The sequence below is a fragment of the Phaeobacter gallaeciensis genome, assembly GCF_001678945.1.
In the GTDB taxonomy this organism is placed as follows: domain Bacteria; phylum Pseudomonadota; class Alphaproteobacteria; order Rhodobacterales; family Rhodobacteraceae; genus Phycobacter; species Phycobacter gallaeciensis_A.
This window is the reverse complement of record NZ_CP015124.1, coordinates 453,975-470,546: the sequence shown is the minus strand read 5'-3', so window position 1 is coordinate 470,546 and position 16,572 is coordinate 453,975. Positions and strand designations below refer to the sequence as shown.

The 16,572-nt window shown below is 61.2% G+C and carries 13 protein-coding genes; 4 read left to right on the top strand and 9 right to left on the bottom strand.

Features of this window, described 5'->3' with window-relative positions; genetic code table 11:
* Positions 1-95: 95 nt before the first annotated feature.
* The 8 genes from JL2886_RS02185 to acs form a co-directional block, all read right to left on the bottom strand.
* Positions 96-596: a flavin reductase family protein gene (locus JL2886_RS02185; RefSeq protein WP_065270518.1), complete on the bottom strand. Its 501-nt coding sequence runs from the start codon at positions 594-596 to the stop codon at positions 96-98.
* Positions 597-611: 15 nt separating this feature from the next.
* Entirely contained in the window at positions 612-2,066 is a 1,455-nt protein-coding gene (locus JL2886_RS02180; RefSeq protein WP_065270517.1) for a 3'-5' exonuclease, read from the bottom strand.
* Positions 2,066-2,581, bottom strand: coding sequence for a hypothetical protein (locus tag JL2886_RS02175; RefSeq protein ID WP_065270516.1), 516 nt, complete (start codon positions 2,579-2,581; stop codon positions 2,066-2,068). Before JL2886_RS02175 ends, JL2886_RS02180 begins: the two co-directional genes overlap by 1 nt.
* A gap of 25 nt (positions 2,582-2,606) precedes the next feature.
* Positions 2,607-4,430 (bottom strand): DUF294 nucleotidyltransferase-like domain-containing protein, encoded by a 1,824-nt coding sequence (locus tag JL2886_RS02170; protein ID WP_065270515.1) that lies wholly within the window; start codon positions 4,428-4,430, stop codon positions 2,607-2,609.
* Positions 4,431-4,559: 129 nt separating this feature from the next.
* Entirely contained in the window at positions 4,560-6,341 is a 1,782-nt protein-coding gene (locus JL2886_RS02165; protein WP_065270514.1) for a sodium:solute symporter family protein, read from the bottom strand.
* A 2-nt stretch (positions 6,342-6,343) separates the two neighbouring features.
* Entirely contained in the window at positions 6,344-6,628 is a 285-nt protein-coding gene (locus JL2886_RS02160; RefSeq protein WP_065270513.1) for a DUF4212 domain-containing protein, read from the bottom strand.
* 217 nt (positions 6,629-6,845) lie between these two features.
* On the bottom strand, positions 6,846-7,529 hold the full coding sequence (locus JL2886_RS02155; protein WP_065270512.1) for an adenylate kinase: 684 nt from the start codon (positions 7,527-7,529) through the stop codon (positions 6,846-6,848).
* Between the two features lie 4 nt (positions 7,530-7,533).
* Entirely contained in the window at positions 7,534-9,495 is a 1,962-nt protein-coding gene (gene acs, locus JL2886_RS02150) for an acetate--CoA ligase (RefSeq protein WP_065270511.1), read from the bottom strand.
* A gap of 500 nt (positions 9,496-9,995) precedes the next feature.
* On the opposite strand from acs, the gene JL2886_RS02145 reads away from it, so the two are divergent.
* From JL2886_RS02145 to JL2886_RS02130, 4 genes are all read left to right on the top strand, one after another.
* Positions 9,996-11,012 carry a C4-dicarboxylate TRAP transporter substrate-binding protein gene (locus JL2886_RS02145; protein WP_065270510.1) on the top strand — a complete coding sequence of 339 codons (1,017 nt, stop codon included), beginning with the start codon at positions 9,996-9,998 and terminating at the stop codon, positions 11,010-11,012.
* Positions 11,013-11,093: 81 nt separating this feature from the next.
* On the top strand, positions 11,094-11,765 hold the full coding sequence (locus JL2886_RS02140) for a TRAP transporter small permease subunit (protein ID WP_065270509.1): 672 nt from the start codon (positions 11,094-11,096) through the stop codon (positions 11,763-11,765).
* Positions 11,766-11,774: 9 nt separating this feature from the next.
* Entirely contained in the window at positions 11,775-13,175 is a 1,401-nt protein-coding gene (locus JL2886_RS02135) for a TRAP transporter large permease (protein WP_065270508.1), read from the top strand.
* A 412-nt stretch (positions 13,176-13,587) separates the two neighbouring features.
* A complete protein-coding gene (locus JL2886_RS02130) occupies positions 13,588-15,081 on the top strand; it encodes a globin-coupled sensor protein (protein WP_065270507.1) in 1,494 nt (497 codons plus the stop codon).
* A 127-nt stretch (positions 15,082-15,208) separates the two neighbouring features.
* On the opposite strand, the gene JL2886_RS02125 is transcribed toward JL2886_RS02130, so the two are convergent.
* A complete protein-coding gene (locus JL2886_RS02125) occupies positions 15,209-16,453 on the bottom strand; it encodes an MFS transporter (RefSeq protein ID WP_065270506.1) in 1,245 nt (414 codons plus the stop codon).
* Between the last annotated feature and the right edge of the window lie 119 nt (positions 16,454-16,572).

Below are 16,572 nucleotides of genomic sequence, written 5' to 3'. Positions count from 1 at the left end.
CTTTTCGGGCACGTCCCGGACAAAACTGACCCGCCGCTGCGCTCTGCAGTGGCGGGTTTTTTCATGCCTGTTTGGTTGAAGCCTGGGCTGGCGCCTCAGGATTGTTCCAGGAACCCACCGTAAAGACCCTGTTTGAAAACCAGCCCTTTGCCCGCCTGCCTGGTGAAGCCGGTCACCTGGCCGAGGATGATCGTGTGATCGCCCGCGTGATGGGCGCTGTGGGCGGCGCAGTCAAACCGCGCAATCACTCCATCAAGGTGTGGTGTCCCATCCTCGGCGGCCTGCCAGTCGACCGGGGCGAAATCATCGCCGCTGCGTGCGAAATGGATCGCCAGATCCAGTTGGTCCTGCGCCATCACATGAATGGAAAATCGCTGCGCCGAAACAAAGGCATCGTGCCGCAGGGAACTGCGCGCCGGGCACCAGAGCAGAAGGGGCGGATCCATCGACACCGAGGTGAAACTGTTGGCGGTGATCGCCAGCGGCCCGTTTTCCGTCAAGGTGGTGATCACGGTGACGCCAGTCGCGAAACATCCCAGTGCGTCGCGATAGGCCCGGAGGGTCTCCGGGCCGGGGGTGATTGTGGTTTCCGGCATGTCGCGCGCCTTCTGTCAGGTCTTGCTCCCGACCTGCCATGCGTCGCCCTGTTTGTCCACAGGGTTCAGGTCCTGCAAAAGGCGACCGTGCTGGCGTGTCTGCGCGATCACATCTCCCAGCGTGGTAAACCCGCGTGCCTCCAGCATCGGCAGCATCCGGCACAGGACCTCGGCCGTGGCGCGGGCATCGCCAAGCGCGGTATGCCGCAGTGCCGTGGGGATGGTCACATCCAGCCGGTCGCACAGCGCATCCAGCGTATGCGGCACCGAGGCGCCGAACAGGACCGCGCTCAGCAGCACCGTATCCAGTACCGGGTGATCCCATGTCAGGCCACTTTTCTTGGCGGCGCGGCGCAGGAATGCCATGTCAAAGGGCGCATTATGCGCGACGATTACCGCGCCCGTCGCGAAATGATGGAAGGTGGTAGAAACGCTTGTGATGTCGGGGGCGTTTTTCACCATGGCATCGGTGACGCCATGCACCCGGGTGGAGGCCGCCGGGATCGGCGCGCCGGGATTGACCAGCAGGTCCAGAGTTTCACCTTCGACGATGCGGCCGCGCAGAACCCGCAGCGCGCCCAGCTGCACAACGTGGTCCTTATGCGGCAGCAGTCCGGTGGTTTCGGTGTCAAACACGGCAAAGGACAGATCGGACAGGGGGCGGTCTTCGATCCTGCGCGCCTCAGGGTTGAGCAGGGCAAAGTCATAGATCAGCGGGCGTGCGGCCTCGGGCGGGATTTCCGCCTCTGCGCTGTCAAAGATCACCACATAGCCATGCGAATCCCCGAGCGGTTTCAGCTGCACGCCATAGGTCTGGCGCCCATCGGTGCCGGTGATACGGGCGCTGACCTCCTTGCCGGTGCGGATCATCTTCTTATGGGCGGCCTCCAGCGGGCCGCGTTCGAGGTAGTCACCCAGCGAGGCTCCTAGGCGGGCAGGGGCGATCTGGGACAGAACCGCCGCGGCCTGCGCGTCATATAGAACGATCCGGTGATCGGGCGCCGCCATCACGGTAGCAACGGGAACCTCGGAGAGTAGCGTTGTCAGCCGGGCCTTTTCCGCTTCCAGCCGCGCGGTTTCGCGGGCGATAGCCTCGGCGGTGGATAGGGTCGCGGCGCCCAGCTGACCAGCCAGATCCGAGGCCGCCGGGGCCAAATCGCCAAGGTAGCGCGCCGTGTTCTGATCCAGCGCGGAAGTGACGCCACCATGGGCCCGTGCGCGCAGATGCGCGGCCAGCCGTTCGATCGGCTTGGCGACGTTTTCATCAAACAGAAGCCAGATCCCGGCGCAGATCCCAAGGATGGCAAAGAGGCTGAGCGCGCCGGAAAACACGAAGGCATCCAAAAGCTCTGGCGCGGCGGCCCGGGCATAACCGATCCACAGGGCGACCACGACGGCGGCGATTGCGGCAAGCGCGATCAGGCAGAAAAACAGGAAAATCCGCAGTCTGAGGCTCAGCCGTGTCAGCATCAGACCGCTCCGCAGAATGTGGTCAGAAGGCCGTCGTCTTCGGGCGGGGTGATCCAGTCAACCGTCGCATCATTCGTCCCAAAGGCGCCGCCCGAGGCCACCACGGCGCGGCGCCAGCCGGTGCAGTCCAGCCGCGCGGTCAGGGTGCTGACAGGGGACCAGCGGCCAAAGAAATAGACTTCTGCCAGATATTGCCCGGGCAGCTCGGCATGGCGTTTCGCGCTGGCCACATCAACCGCGGCGAACCGTTCAGTATAGGGCACAAGATAGGTCCAGGGCCGGTAAAGGCTGCGGTTCTGACCGGTTTCAGCCACCACGACCCCATCGGGCAGGGACGCGCGGGTGCGATCGTACCAGCCGTATTCCGAAGCAATCGTAACGCCGATCATTGCCAGGGCAGCGGCCACAGGCGCCAGCCATTTTGGCAGCCGTCCGCCGCTGATCCGTCCCGCCAGCATGACGACGCCTGCGACGGCAATACCGGCAAAAATCACCGCGATCAGTTCCAGAAACATCCGTGTTCCTCCCTCGTTGCTGGCCTCAGCCCAGCATCCCCTTGCCGTGTCCCAGCGCCGATTGCATGGTCTTTACCACGACAAAGGCATCGCGCAGGTGACTTCGCTCAAAATCCGACAGATCGGAGGGCGCCAGGAAGTTGTCGGGCGCTGTACCGCTGCGAATCTGGTCTGCCTGATGGGTCAGCCGGGTTTCGGCAATCAGATCATAGGCATCCAGCAAATCCCGCGCGCCGGAAGGGCTAAGCGCCGAGGTCAGCGCCGCCGCCTCCAACCGGGCGCGGGTGTTGACCGGGGTGAGCCGCGCCTGCAAGGCATAGATCCGCCCCAGATCGACCACCGGCACCACGCCGTTGTGTTTCAGATCCAGCGTATTGCGATGCTCACCCGAGCGGATAGTGGCAATCCCGCGCAAGAGACCAAGCGGCGGCGTGTGTTTCAGCGAATTCGAAATCATATGGGCGGTAAAGATGGAGTTGGCACTGGCCGCCTGTAGCACTTCCTCTTGCAGTCCGTTGAACAGATCACGGTTGCCGCCGATGGGCCGCAGGTCAAACATCACCGAAGCCAGCATCTGCGCCATGGGATCGGGGGTCTTGATCCAGCCGTCAAAATACTGCCGCCATATGCGCAAGGGCTGACGCCAGCGCGGGGTGGTCGCCATCATGTCGCCGGGGCAATAGACATAGCCGCAGGTATTGAGCCCGTCGCAGACAAATTGCGCCAGCGCCTCGAAATAGGGGGCGTCATCCTCTTGCATGGCATCATCGATCATCAGGCAGTTGTCCTGATCCGAAACCCCCGTCTGTTCCTGCCGCCCCTGCGACCCGCAGGCCAGCCACAGGTAAGGCACGGGCGGCGGGCCAAGGCGCTCTTCGGCCAGTTTCAGCAGGCGCCGGGTGGCGGCATCGGCGATATCGGTGATCAGGCGGGTGACCACCTCGTGCCGGTTGCCGCCAGCCACCAGTTGCAGCAGCAGGGCCGGAATGCGGTCGGTGACCCTGGCCATGGCAGCGGCATCCGGAGCGCTGGCGATTTCGGCAATCATCTCGGCCGAGCTCATCGCCTGAAGGCGCGTCAGGTCGGTCTGGGTGACAATCCCCGACAGCTTGCCCGCATCCACCACGGGAACATGGCCAATCCGATGCTCCATCATCGCGTGCAGCACGTCGGATGCGATGGCTGAGGAAGGCAGCGTCAGCGGATCGCGCGTCATGATCCGCGCAACGGGGGTGGAGATGGGCAGGCCCTCTGCCAGAACCTTTTCGGTCAGGTCGCGGTTGGTGAGAATGCCTTCCAGCGTGTCTCCATCGGTCACGCAAACCGAGGAGATATGATGCTCCCGCATCAATTGCGCGGCGCTTTGACAGGTGAGGCCGCTGGAGCAGGTGATCGGCTGAGTGGCCATGAAATCAGCAACCCGGCGGGTGGCAAGGCTGCTTTGTGCAGGTCCGCCCGGGCGGCGGCGGTCGAAAAAGCGCGCGACCTTGGGTTCGGCCTGCATCAGCGCATCGAAATCGGCGCGCGGCAGGAGCAAAAGCGCGCTCTCGGCGTTGGCCGAGGCGGTGGTAACAGCGATGCCGTCCCGGGTGAGGCCACGCTCGCCAAAGGAATTGCGTGGCCCAAGGATGGAGACGGCCATACCGTTCTCGTCAAAGACTTCCACCTCGCCGTGATGCACGAGGTAGAGACCCTGCATTGGCGCACCAAGGGCATAGATCTCTTCGCCTGCATTGGCGTGGATCACCTCGAACTTGGGGGCAAGCTGCGCAAGGCGCGCGGCGTCCAGGCTGTCATAGGGGTGAACCGTCTTCAGAAACTGGATCAGACCGTCTGGAGAAAGGGGCATGGGAGAAGCCTGTGTCGTAAGCCGGGATAAAAGTCATCCTGCCCGAGTGTGCCCGGACAGGATGGTGAGGAAAAGAGGGCGGGCCATAATACCGAGGGAGGCGGCCCGCCCCGGGGAGGAAACCCTCGATCAGTGGTCCTGGGCAGCACCTGCACCGCGCGGGATGCGGACGCTTTCCACCAGCTCTTCGATCTCGGCCGGGATGGCGTCGGTCGATTTGGACACGAAGTAGGCCACCGCAAAGTTCACCATCGCGCCAACCGCACCAAAGGAGGTGGATTTGATGGTGCCCAGCAGCGGATCTGCATCCGTGAAGCTGTTGGTGCCAGGGATGAAGAACCAGCCCTTATGCAGGAAGATATAGATCAGCGTGACCACCAGACCTGCGATCATGCCTGCAACCGCGCCCTTGTTGTTCACCTTGGTGAAGATGCCCATCATCAGCGCCGGGAAGATCGAGGCCGCCGCCAGACCAAAGGCCAACGCCACGGTCTGCGCTGCAAAGCCCGGAGGGTTGAGGCCCAGATAGGTGGCCACCGCGATGGCAACGGCCATGGCAACACGGGCCGAAAGAAGCTCGCCTTTTTCCGAGATGTTCGGATTGATCGAGCCCTTGATCAGGTCGTGCGACACCGCCGAAGAGATCGCCAACAGCAGACCCGCCGCAGTAGACAGCGCCGCCGCCAGACCGCCTGCAGCCACCAGACCGATCACCCAAGAGGGCAGGTTGGCGATTTCGGGGTTGGCCAGCACGAGGATATCGCGGTTGAACTTGGTCAGCTCATTACCCTGCCAGCCGTTCTCGGTCGCTTTGGCCTGCATCTCGGCGTTGTTGTCGTTGTAGTACTGGATCTTGCCGTCGCCGTTCTTGTCTTCCCAATCGAGGAGACCGGTTTTTTGCCAAGTGGCCATCCAGTCATAGCGGGCGTCATTCTCGATCTGCTCGACCGAGACCGCTTCGCTGTTTGTGCCATTGGGCCACATCATGTCGGTGATGTTGAGACGCGCCATGGCGCCAACAGCCGGGGCAGTCAGATACAGCAGCGCGATGAAAACCAACGCCCAGCCTGCGGACCAGCGTGCATCGGACACCTTGGGAACGGTGAAGAAGCGCATGATCACGTGCGGCAGACCGGCGGTACCGATCATCAGCGACAGGGTGAAGAGCACCATGTTCAGCGTATCGGCGTGGTGGGCGGTATATTCATTGAAACCCAGCTCGCGCACGATGGCGTCGAGTTTCGCCAGAAGAGGCTCACCCGAGGCAACGTGATCGCCAAAGAGACCCAACGCCGGGATCGGGTTGCCGGTCAGCTGCAGCGAGATGAAGATGGCCGGAATTGTATAGGCCATGATCAGCACGACATATTGCGCGACCTGCGTATAGGTCACGCCCTTCATGCCGCCGAAGACCGCATAGGCGAACACGACACAGGCACCGATCAGCAGACCGGCGGTGTTGGACACCTCAAGGAAGCGACCAAAGGCAACGCCCACGCCAGTCATCTGACCGATCACGTAGGTGGTGGAGGCGACGATCAGGCAGATCACCGCCACGATACGCGCGGTCGGGCTGTAGAAGCGATCGCCGATGAATTCCGACACGGTGAACTTGCCGAACTTGCGCAGGTAAGGCGCCAGCAGCAGTGCCAGCAGCACGTAGCCACCGGTCCAGCCCATCAGGAAGGAGGAGTTGTCATAGCCGGTAAAGGCGATGAGACCCGCCATCGAGATGAAGGAGGCTGCCGACATCCAGTCCGCTGCCGTGGCCATGCCGTTGGTGACGGGATGCACACCCCGGCCGGCCGCATAGAATTCAGATGTGGAGCCAGCACGGGCCCAGATCGCAATGCCGATATAGAGCGCAAAGGACGCGCCCACGAACAGCAGGTTGATGGTAAACTGATCCATAATCACTCCTCCTCGACGCCGAATTCACGGTCGAGACGGTTCATCCGCCAGGCGTAGAAAAAGATCAGGCCCAGGAAGACCAGGATCGATCCCTGCTGGGCAAACCAGAAACCCAGGTCGGTGCCGCCGACGGCGATGCCCGAGAGCATCGGGCGCAGCAGAATGCCGAAACCGAATGAAACGACAGCCCAGATCACCAGGCTGATGAGAATGATGCGCACATTGGCCTGCCAATAGCCCTTGTCGGCCTCGGCTGCCTTTGCGGCATTGGTTGTGTGGTCCGCCATGGCGGCTCCTCCTTGCTACGGGTTCTGCCTGCCTTGCGCCGGGCGCTGGGCAAGCCTTCTCTGTTTGCCTGCGTTGCCCGCGTTGAAACTGGCAGGTATCAGGCATTAGTCCTTTGGTCGCCAAAGCGAGCTTTGGCGGGTCCATCGGGTATTTCAGGGTTTGGGATGGCCCCCCGGCGGCCGCAGAGCCGACCGGGGATCCGGGTCTTGGCCGGGCCTAGGGCGCGGCGGTCTTTACAATCTTTGCCAACCCTTCGGCGACCGCATCGATCTGGCCCATGGCGTCGATCTTCTGCAGCACGCCCTTGCCGTCGTAATAGGCGATCAGCGGGGCTGTCTGTTCGTGATAGGCCGCAAGACGGCTTGCCACGGTTTCGGCATTGTCATCGGCGCGCCGCTTCATCTCGGTGCCGCCGCATTTGTCGCAGGTGCCAGCCACTTTCGGCTGTTTGAACGTGTCGTGATAGCCTTCGCCGCAGCCGCCGCAGGTGTAACGCCCGGCCACGCGGGTCACCATGGCATCATCGTCGACCTCGAGGCTGATGGCGGCGTTGATCTTCTGACCGGTTTCGGACAGCAGCGCATCCAGTGCCTCGGCCTGAACGGCGGTGCGGGGGAAACCATCCAGAATCACGCCCTTGGCGCAGTCGGGTTCGCCCAGACGGTCGCGCAGGATGGCGATCACGATCTCATCAGAGACCAGACCACCGGATTCCATCACGGATTTCGCGGCTTTGCCGGCCTCGGTGCCTGCAGCCACGGCGGCGCGCAGCAGATCACCGGTCGACAGCTGCACCAGACCAAAGCTGTCTTCCAGCATGCGGGCCTGTGTGCCCTTCCCGGCGCCCGGAGGGCCGAGAAGGATCAGAACGGCAGGGCGGGTCATCACATTCGTCGACATGCGGTTACCCCTTGTTTGCGCGGTTGGCGATCAGATCGTCCACCACCGACGGATCGGCGAGGGTCGAGGTATCGCCCAGCGAGGCAAAGTCGTTTTCAGCGATCTTGCGCAGGATGCGGCGCATGATCTTGCCCGAGCGGGTTTTCGGCAGGCCGGGTGCCCATTGGATCACGTCCGGGCTGGCAATCGGGCCGATCTCGGTCCGAACCCAAGTGCGCAGCTCTTTCAGAAGCTCGTCCGAAGGTTCGCGGTCGTTCATCAGGGTGACATAGCAATAGATGCCCTGTCCCTTGATCTCATGCGGGTAGCCCACCACGGCGGCCTCGGCCACTGCGGCATGCGCCACCAGCGCACTTTCGACCTCGGCGGTGCCCATGCGGTGACCGGAGACGTTGATCACATCATCGACGCGGCCGGTGATCCAGTAATCGCCATCTGCGTCGCGGCGGCAGCCGTCACCGGTGAAGTAATAACCCTTGTAGTCGGCGAAATAGGTTTTCTCGAACCGTTCGTGATCGCCCCAGACGGTGCGCATCTGACCGGGCCAGCTGTCCTTGATGCAGAGAACGCCCTCGACACCGTTGCCTTCGATCTCTTCGCCGGATTGCGGGTCCAGAACCACCGGTTTGACGCCAAAGAAGGGCTTCATCGCCGCGCCGGGTTTCAGCGCATGGGCGCCGGGCAGGGGGGTCATCAGATGGCCGCCAGTCTCGGTCTGCCACCAGGTGTCGACGATGGGGCATTTGCCCTTGCCAACGACATCATTGTACCAGTTCCAGGCTTCCGGGTTGATCGGCTCACCCACTGTGCCCAGCAGGCGCAGCGAGGACAGATCGCATTTCTCGACCCATTCGTTGCCCTGACCCATCAGCGCGCGCAGAGCGGTGGGAGCGGTGTAGAACTGGTTGACCTTGTGCTTTTCGCAGACCTGCCAGAAGCGGCTGGCGTCGGGGTAGGTCGGCACGCCTTCGAACATCAGCGTGGTGGCACCATTGGCCAGCGGACCATAGACGATATAGCTGTGGCCGGTGACCCAGCCCACATCGGCGGTACACCAGTAGATATCGCCATCGTGATAGTCGAAGGTAATCTCATGCGTCATCGCCGCATAGACCAGATAGCCACCGGTGGTGTGCACCACGCCCTTGGGCTGACCGGTCGAGCCGGAGGTATAGAGGATGAACAGCGGATCCTCAGCGTTCATCTCGGCGGGCTTGCAGTAGTCGTTCGCCTCGATCGCCATCTCGTTGTAATCATAATCGCGCCCGTCGATCCAGGTGGTCTGGCCGCCGGTGCGTTTCACAACCAGGCATTTCACCGTGTCCTTGCAATGCAGCAGCGCCGCGTCGGCATTGGATTTCAGCGGCGTCTTGCGGCCACCTCGGGGGGCTTCGTCGGCGGTGATGACAACCTTGGCGTCCGACCCGTTGATCCGGGCCGCCAGCGCATCGGGGCTGAAGCCGGCAAAGACGATGGAGTGGATGGCGCCGATCCGGGCGCAGGCCAGCATGGCATAGGCGGCCTCGGGGATCATCGGCATATAGATCACGACCCGGTCGCCTTTGCGCACACCCATGGTTTCCAGGATGTTGGCCATCCGGCAGGTGCGGCGGTGCAACTCCTTGTAGGTGATGTGCTGAGCGGCCTCGTTCGGGTCGTCCGGCTCGAAAATGATGGCGGTCTGGTCGCCGCGGGTCTCCAGATGGCGGTCGATGCAGTTGGCCGCCACGTTGAGCGTGCCATCGGCGTACCAATTGATCGACACGTTGCCGAAGTTGTAGTTCACATCCTTCACCGAGGTGAAAGGCTTGATCCAGTCGATCCGTTTGCCCTGTTCACTCCAGAACCCTTCGGGATCTGCGATCGAGGCCGCATACATCTCTTCGTATTTGGCGGCGTCCACATGGGCGCGCGCAACAACGTCGTCCGACGGCGGATACACTTTGCCTTCAGGCTGCGTGGTCATCTGGTGTCCTCCCTGACTTCCCTTCAGTTTGTCACCGGACAGCCACGGGGGCCGGGTGTCAAACCGTTTCCTTCCTCGACGGCCATAATAGGGAAAGTTGAAAATTTGTGAATAAGGGGCCGGAAAGTAACGATTTGTTTGTGAATGAATTTCCTGTGTGCCTTGCACTTGTAAATTTTCAGGGCGAAATCCGTGCAAAACCCAATTTTTACGGGTGATTGAGAGTCAACGATACCGGCACTCTGCTTGGGCGGGTATGCGGCTTTTGTGCAAGATTTCCGAAGGGAGGGGGTGTTGCTGTCGGTACGGACATGCGGCAAATCGCGCGCGGATCCGCACGCCGTACCTTTTGCCGGGTTCTGAGGTGGGCTCACGGAGCTGTCAGCAAAACGTCCGGGCCGGGGCTTGGCAGTGCGCCGCCTTACAGGTAGCTTACTGCGCAAGCGTTCCAAAGGACAATGTCCACGACTGCAAGGAACGCAGAATGGGAGAGATACAACATGAATAAACTTCTGACTGCCGCCGTGGCGGCTGCCGCGGGATTTGCGATTGCCGGTGAGGCCGCTGCGACCGAATGGAACGTGTCGGTCTGGGGCAAACGCCGCGCCTTCACCGAACATGTCGAGAAACTGGCCGAACTGGTCAGCGAAAAGACCGATGGCGCCTTTACCATGAACGTCAGCTATGGCGGCCTGTCGAAACCGCGTGAGAACCTGGACGGGATCTCCATCGGTGCCTTCGAAATGGCACAGTTCTGCGCCGGCTATCACCGCGACAAGAACCCGTCGATCACCGTGCTGGAGCTGCCGTTCCTGGGCGTGAACAACCTGGCCGAAGAAGTTGCCGTCAGCCACGCTGTCTATGCACATCCCGCCGCTGCCAAGGATCTGGCGCGCTGGAATGCCAAGCTGCTGATGACTTCGCCCATGCCCCAGTACAACCTGGTCGGCACCGGCGAGCCCCGCGACGAGCTGGCTGAATTCGACGGCATGCGTGTGCGCGCGACCGGTGGTCTGGGCAAGGCCTTCGAAGCCGTGGGCGGCGTCCCGACCTCGGTGCCTGCGACCGAAGCCTATAACGCGATGGAATCGGGCGTTGTCGACACGGTTGCCTTTGCGCAGCACGCGCATCTGTCCTTTGGCACCATCAACAAGGCAGACTGGTGGACCGCGAACCTGAACCCCGGCACCGTGAACTGCCCGGTTGTGGTCAACACCGACGCCTATGACATGCTGAGCGATGCCGAGCGTGAGGCGCTGGACAGCTCGGTTGACGAGGCGATTGCGCATTACCTCGACAACTACGGCAAGCTGCTGACCAAATGGGACAGCGTGCTGGAAGAAAAAGGCGTTGAGAAAGTCATGATTTCGGAAGAACAGCTGGCCGCGTTCCGCGCCAAGGCTGCCGACCCGATCCGTGAACAGTGGATCAAGGACATGACCGCTCAGGGCATTCCGGGCCAGGAACTCTATGACCTGGTGATGAAAACTCTGGAAGACACACGCGCGGGCAACTAAATCCCGCGTTGCAAGAGCAGGCCGGGACCACTCTCCCGGCCTGTTTTTGTTTCCGTTCTCTTGAAATGAAAGGTGGGGGCCATGGCGGGAAACGCCGCGGTATTGGAAGACGACAGTCTTGTCAGTCGTCTTGACAGACGTTTGTTGCAGGTCGAACAGGTGCTGGCGCTGATCAGCGGTCTGGCGGTCTTTTCTCTTATGGTGCTGGCAGTGGTTTCTGTGGGCGGGCGCAATGCCTTTAACGCCCCGCTGCCGGGGTATGTCGACTGGATCGAACAGGCGATGCCGCTGATCGCCTTCATGGGCATTGCCTATGTGCAGCGCGAAGGTGGTCATATCCGTATGGATATCGTGATCGGCGCCCTGCGCGGCCGGGCCCTGTGGCTGTTCGAACTGTTCTCGGTGCTGTTGATCCTTGCGTTGATGATCTGCCTCGTCTGGGGCAGCTGGGCGCATTTTGCGCGTTCGTTCGATTTCGCCGCGCCCCTGTGGAGCCGTGACAGCTCGATCGACATCGGTATTCCGCTCTGGCCGGCCAAATTGCTGGCGCCGGTGGCCTTCTCGGTTCTGTGCTTGCGTCTTGTGCTGCAGGTTTGGGCCTATGGGCGGGCGCTGGTTCTGGGGCTGGACGCTCCGGCAGCTGTGCCGCTGATTCAGGATGCCGCCGCGCAGGCCGCCCATGAGGCAGAGATGCTGACCGGCCATGACGACGCGCCCGGCGACAGCACCGACAGCCGAAACTCTCAAGGATAGGAAAAGCACATGGAACCGATTGAAATCGGCCTGTGGGTCACGGGTTTTCTGCTGATCCTGGTCGTCACCGGCATGCGCGTTGCCTTTGCCGCAGCTCTGGCCGGTCTGGTGGGGCTGACATGGATCTTCTGGGCCAAGTTTGGCTATGATCCCTCCCGCTTTACAAAGGCGCTGACCATTGCCGTTAAAACCGCCGGACAGGTGCCGCATTCCAAGGTCTCAAGCCAGGCATTGTCGCTGATCCCGACCTTCATCCTGATCGGCTATCTGGCCTATTACGCAGGTCTGACCAAGGCGCTGTTTGAGGCAGCCAAACGCTGGATCGCCTGGTTGCCGGGCGGACTTGCGGTTTCGACCGTTTTTGCGACTGCCGGCTTCGCCGCCGTGTCTGGCGCCTCTGTTGCGACCTCGGCGGTGTTCGCGCGGATCGCGATCCCGGAAATGCTGGCCATCGGATATAACAAGCAGTTCGCGGCTGGCGTTGTGGCAGCAGGGGGCACGCTGGCCTCGCTAATCCCGCCCTCGGCGATCTTGGTGATCTACGCCATCATCGTTGAACAGGACGTGGGCAAGCTGTTGCTCGCGGGCTTTATCCCCGGCGCCTTCTCCGCAGTGATCTACGGGCTGCTGATCGTCGGCATCGCGATGATCTTCAAAACCGTCGGCCCACCGGTCAAAGGCTTCACCTGGAAGCAGCGGTTTGCGGCCCTGCCGGGCGCGCTGCCGATCATGTTCGTGGTCGTGATCATCATCTTCTTTGTCTACAATCCCTTTGGCGAAGCCTGGGGCACCCCGACAGAAGGGGGCGCACTCGGCGCCTTTGTGGTCTTCCTGATGGCGCTGTGGCGCGGCATGAAATGGGCCGAGCTCAAGTCGGCGCTGCTGGAAACCGCGAAACTGGCGGTGATGATCTTCTCGATCATCTGGGGCGTTCTGATCTACGTGCGCTTCCTCGGTTTTGCCGATCTGCCGGGCGCGTTTTCGGACTGGATCACCTCGCTTGAGATGTCGCCGATGCTGATCCTGATCTGCATCCTCTTGGCCTATGCGGTGCTGGGGATGTTCATGGACGCCATCGGGATGCTGCTGCTGACCTTGCCGGTTGTCTACCCGGCGGTGATGGCGCTGAACGGCGGCGAAGCCGTGTCGGCTGCGGATAGTGCATTCGGCATGAACGGCACCATGTGTGCGATCTGGTTCGGCATTCTGGTGGTGAAGATGGCTGAGTTCTGCCTGATTACACCGCCAATCGGTCTCAACTGCTTTGTTGTGGCCGGGGTACGGGATGACCTGACGGTGCAGGACGTGTTCAAGGGCGTGACACCCTTCTTCATCGCCGATGCCATCACCATCGCGCTGTTGGTCGCCTTCCCGGGGATTGTGCTCTACCTGCCATCGCTGGCTGGATAAACGCAAACCGCAGCCCAAAGAAAGCATGCCGTCCCTCATTCTGTGAGGGGCGGTTTTTTGTTTGAAAGCCGGAAAATGGGTAGCGGGTATGCCTTGGGGTACTGGCTTTTCCTGATTCGAAACGCCGGTGTGATCGTTAAATGTACGATAAATGAAACTGCGGTCGCAATGCGATCACTTTGCTGCGTGCTCATTTTTTGAGCGTTATCCGTTTGAAAAGTAAGTAGACATCCCAATCCACATGCGAAAGCGCGTTTGATTACGCCTTTTGGATGTTACAGCCACGCATCTGCACTTTTGATCGGAGAAACACAATTGTCTAAATCTTAAATATTGAAGGCGCTAATTCCGCAAATTCATCGTGAAAAATTGTATCACGATGAGATCTTGTAAATTGTAGTGAGGACAAACAATGGTGCGTGACACTCAGGATACCCTTGCAAAGTTTGCTTTGACGGGGAACGACCACGAACAATTGGTTCGGGCTGGCAAGATGGTCATGCCGATCCTTGATGATGCCCTCGAACATTTTTATTCGTTCGCAGTCGCAGATCCCGAGATCGCGCAATTCTTTCCGGACGACAGCGTGATGGCCCACGCCCGGTCCGCGCAAAAAAAGCACTGGCAGCGGCTTCTGTCCGGTACCTTTGACGAGGCCTACTTCGCCTCAGCGGAACGTGTCGGCACGGTGCATTTCAAGATCCAGTTGCCCTTTTCGATGTACCTCTCCGGCTATTCGCGGGCCAATGCATATATCCAGCAGCGCTTGCTGGAACGCTCTGGGGCGCTTTTGGGTAAATTCGCCAAGCGCAAACATGGGGAAATCCTTGGCACATTGACCCGTGCCTTTGCCTTTGACACCTATCAGGTGATTGAGGCCTATTTCGCGGCGCAGAAGGCAGAACAGGACACGGCGTTTAAGTATCTGAGTGACGGAATTAAGCGGATGTCGGAACGGGATCTGTCGCAGAGCATCCCCGGCCCGGATGAAAGCGATTACCCCGCGCGGTATGATCAGGTGCGCCAGTCGTTCAACGAGTTGATGGGCTCTATGCGGGATATCATCGTTACCATTCAGGATTCGACCGGCAATCTGAACCGCGTGGCCAGCGAGGTCAGCCAGTCTGCTGGGGATCTGTCCCGCCGGACCGAAACCCAGGCGGCGACGCTGGAAGAAACCGCCGCGGCGGTGGAAGAGATCAACAACAGCATGCGTTCCTCAACGGAATCGACGTCAAAGACGGAAGAGGTGGTTCTCGTCACCCGGAACAACGCCGCAACAGGAAATGAGGTCGCCGAACAGGCGGTCCTGAAAATGCGCGAGATTTCGGAGTCATCGGTGCAGATTTCCCAGATCATCAGCGTCATCGACGACATCGCCTTCCAGACCAACCTGCTGGCGCTGAATGCCGGGGTCGAGGCGGCCCGTGCAGGCGATGCCGGTCGTGGCTTTGCCGTGGTAGCCTCCGAGGTGCGGGGCCTGGCCCAACGTGCCGCCAATTCCGCAAAAGAGATAAAAAGCCTCGTGACATCTAGCACGCAGCATGTCGATGCAGGCGTCGCGATGGTGGATCAGGCGGGGGCCGCGCTTACCAGTATCGTTCAGGAGATTGAGACGGTTTCGGGGCTGACGGCAGATATCGTCAACTCGGCGCGGGCTCAATCTACAGGCCTGTCTGAGATTTCGGTTGGCGTCTCGCAGCTTGATACCGTGACGCAGCAGAATGCGGCCATGGTCGAGGAAACGGCTGCCGCCATCATGTCCCTGCAGCAGGATACACAGGTCCTGTCGGATCTGGTGGGAACCTTCCGGGTGTCAGGGAACGCACCAGTGCCTATCGGAGTTACCAGGGCGGGCCTGTCGGAGGCTCCGTTGGAGTTGCTGCCGCGCGCCGTCGGGTACTGAGGCTCATGCCCGGCCTGTAGGCCGTGGGGGGCGGAGAACAGCCCGAAAGGGGGCGCCCGATAACCCAAAGCGACGCGTGATCGGCGCGAACTCTGCGGACAAGCCTCGCAGGTTGACGGCGCTTGCCTCAGCGCAACGCGGCACGGCTGCGGTCCGGGACGAAGGCCAGGCATAACACTGCGAGTGCGCAGGCCAGCATCATGTAAAGCCCGGGGGCGGTTGCGATCCCGGTGCTGGCGATCAAGCTGGTTGCGATCATTGGCGTGAGGCCCCCGAACACGCCGACCCCCAGGTTGAACGCAACCGAATATCCAGACAGGCGATCCTCTTCGGGGAACATCTCTACGAACAACGCCGGGCCAGAGCCAAGCGGAACCGAAAGCAGGGCGAAGGCAAGCACATGGAACAGTACGACCGGCAGCATCGCGCCACCTGATTGCAGCATCCAAAGGTGCATTGGCCAGCTCAAGAGACCCAGCCCCAATAGTGCCACGGCGATCCACGTGCGCCGGGCGAGGAACCTGTCCCCGACGATGGCGCCAAGCGGCATCAGGGGGATGACTAGAATCGTCATGGCGGTGTTGATGGTCAAGGCTGTGCTGCGCTCCACCAGGTTCTGACCTGACAGCCATTCCGGCAGGTAGACGAAGGTGATGTAAAAGCACGTCCCATAGCTGGCAGCAAAACCCAGCGCGAGGAGGGTTTCTTTCAGGTTGGTGGTGAAGGCCTGCAAGAGGGGAGAGGTTTCCTCGCGTGCGGCGTCATGTTGGCCGAAACGTTCGGATCCATGCAGGTTGCGCCGCATCAGGATGGCGGTAACGCCAAGCAATGCTCCGCCCAGAAACGGGAGGCGCCAGGCGCCGTCCTGCATGGTTTGCGCATCAAACAGGGTAGTGACCAGCGCGGCCGCGCCGACACCCAGGAGCGATCCAGTCATGGAGCCGATATTCGCCCAGCTGCCGGTCAGACCGCGCCGTCCCGTCGGTGCGGTTTCAACCAGATAGGTCGCAGAGGAGGAAAACTCGCCTCCGACAGAAATGCCCTGCAGGATCCGCACCAGAACCAGCAGCACCGGTGCCAGAACGCCGACCTGCGCATAGGTTGGCAGCAGTCCCAGCAACAGGGTCGGAAGCGCCATCATAGCTACCGAGATCTGCATGGTGCGTGCGCGCCCATAGCGATCTCCGAACCAGCCAAAGACCGCCGCCCCGAGTGGCCGCATCAGAAAACCGGCCGCGAAGATACCGTAGGTGGCGATCAGGCCTGCGGTCGGGTCTTGGGATGGAAAGAACACCGGCGCGATAATGCCCGCCAGGTAGCCATAAAGCGCAAAGTCGTACCATTCTACGACATTGCCGATAAAGCCTGCCATAATGCGGTGCCTGAGTTCGGGGTCTTGAATTGCGCCGGTCTGTTGCTGCACGATCATCGGCCTTGATCCGCTCCTTTGGCGTGTTTCGACATCGCCCTTCTCTGCGGTGTCATGTTTCC

Bases quoted from the DNA above. Each gene is read 5' to 3' on its own strand.
- JL2886_RS02185 (WP_065270518.1), bottom strand. From the start codon at position 596: ATGCCGGAAACCACAATCACCCCCGGCCCGGAGACCCTCCGGGCCTAT.
- JL2886_RS02180 (WP_065270517.1), bottom strand. From the start codon at position 2,066: ATGCTGACACGGCTGAGCCTCAGACTGCGGATTTTCCTGTTTTTCTGC.
- JL2886_RS02175 (WP_065270516.1), bottom strand. From the start codon at position 2,581: ATGTTTCTGGAACTGATCGCGGTGATTTTTGCCGGTATTGCCGTCGCA.
- JL2886_RS02170 (WP_065270515.1), bottom strand. From the start codon at position 4,430: ATGCCCCTTTCTCCAGACGGTCTGATCCAGTTTCTGAAGACGGTTCAC.
- JL2886_RS02165 (WP_065270514.1), bottom strand. From the start codon at position 6,341: ATGGATCAGTTTACCATCAACCTGCTGTTCGTGGGCGCGTCCTTTGCG.
- JL2886_RS02160 (WP_065270513.1), bottom strand. From the start codon at position 6,628: ATGGCGGACCACACAACCAATGCCGCAAAGGCAGCCGAGGCCGACAAG.
- JL2886_RS02155 (WP_065270512.1), bottom strand. From the start codon at position 7,529: ATGTCGACGAATGTGATGACCCGCCCTGCCGTTCTGATCCTTCTCGGC.
- acs (WP_065270511.1), bottom strand. From the start codon at position 9,495: ATGACCACGCAGCCTGAAGGCAAAGTGTATCCGCCGTCGGACGACGTT.
- JL2886_RS02145 (WP_065270510.1), top strand. From the start codon at position 9,996: ATGAATAAACTTCTGACTGCCGCCGTGGCGGCTGCCGCGGGATTTGCG.
- JL2886_RS02140 (WP_065270509.1), top strand. From the start codon at position 11,094: ATGGCGGGAAACGCCGCGGTATTGGAAGACGACAGTCTTGTCAGTCGT.
- JL2886_RS02135 (WP_065270508.1), top strand. From the start codon at position 11,775: ATGGAACCGATTGAAATCGGCCTGTGGGTCACGGGTTTTCTGCTGATC.
- JL2886_RS02130 (WP_065270507.1), top strand. From the start codon at position 13,588: ATGGTGCGTGACACTCAGGATACCCTTGCAAAGTTTGCTTTGACGGGG.
- JL2886_RS02125 (WP_065270506.1), bottom strand. From the start codon at position 16,453: ATGGCAGGCTTTATCGGCAATGTCGTAGAATGGTACGACTTTGCGCTT.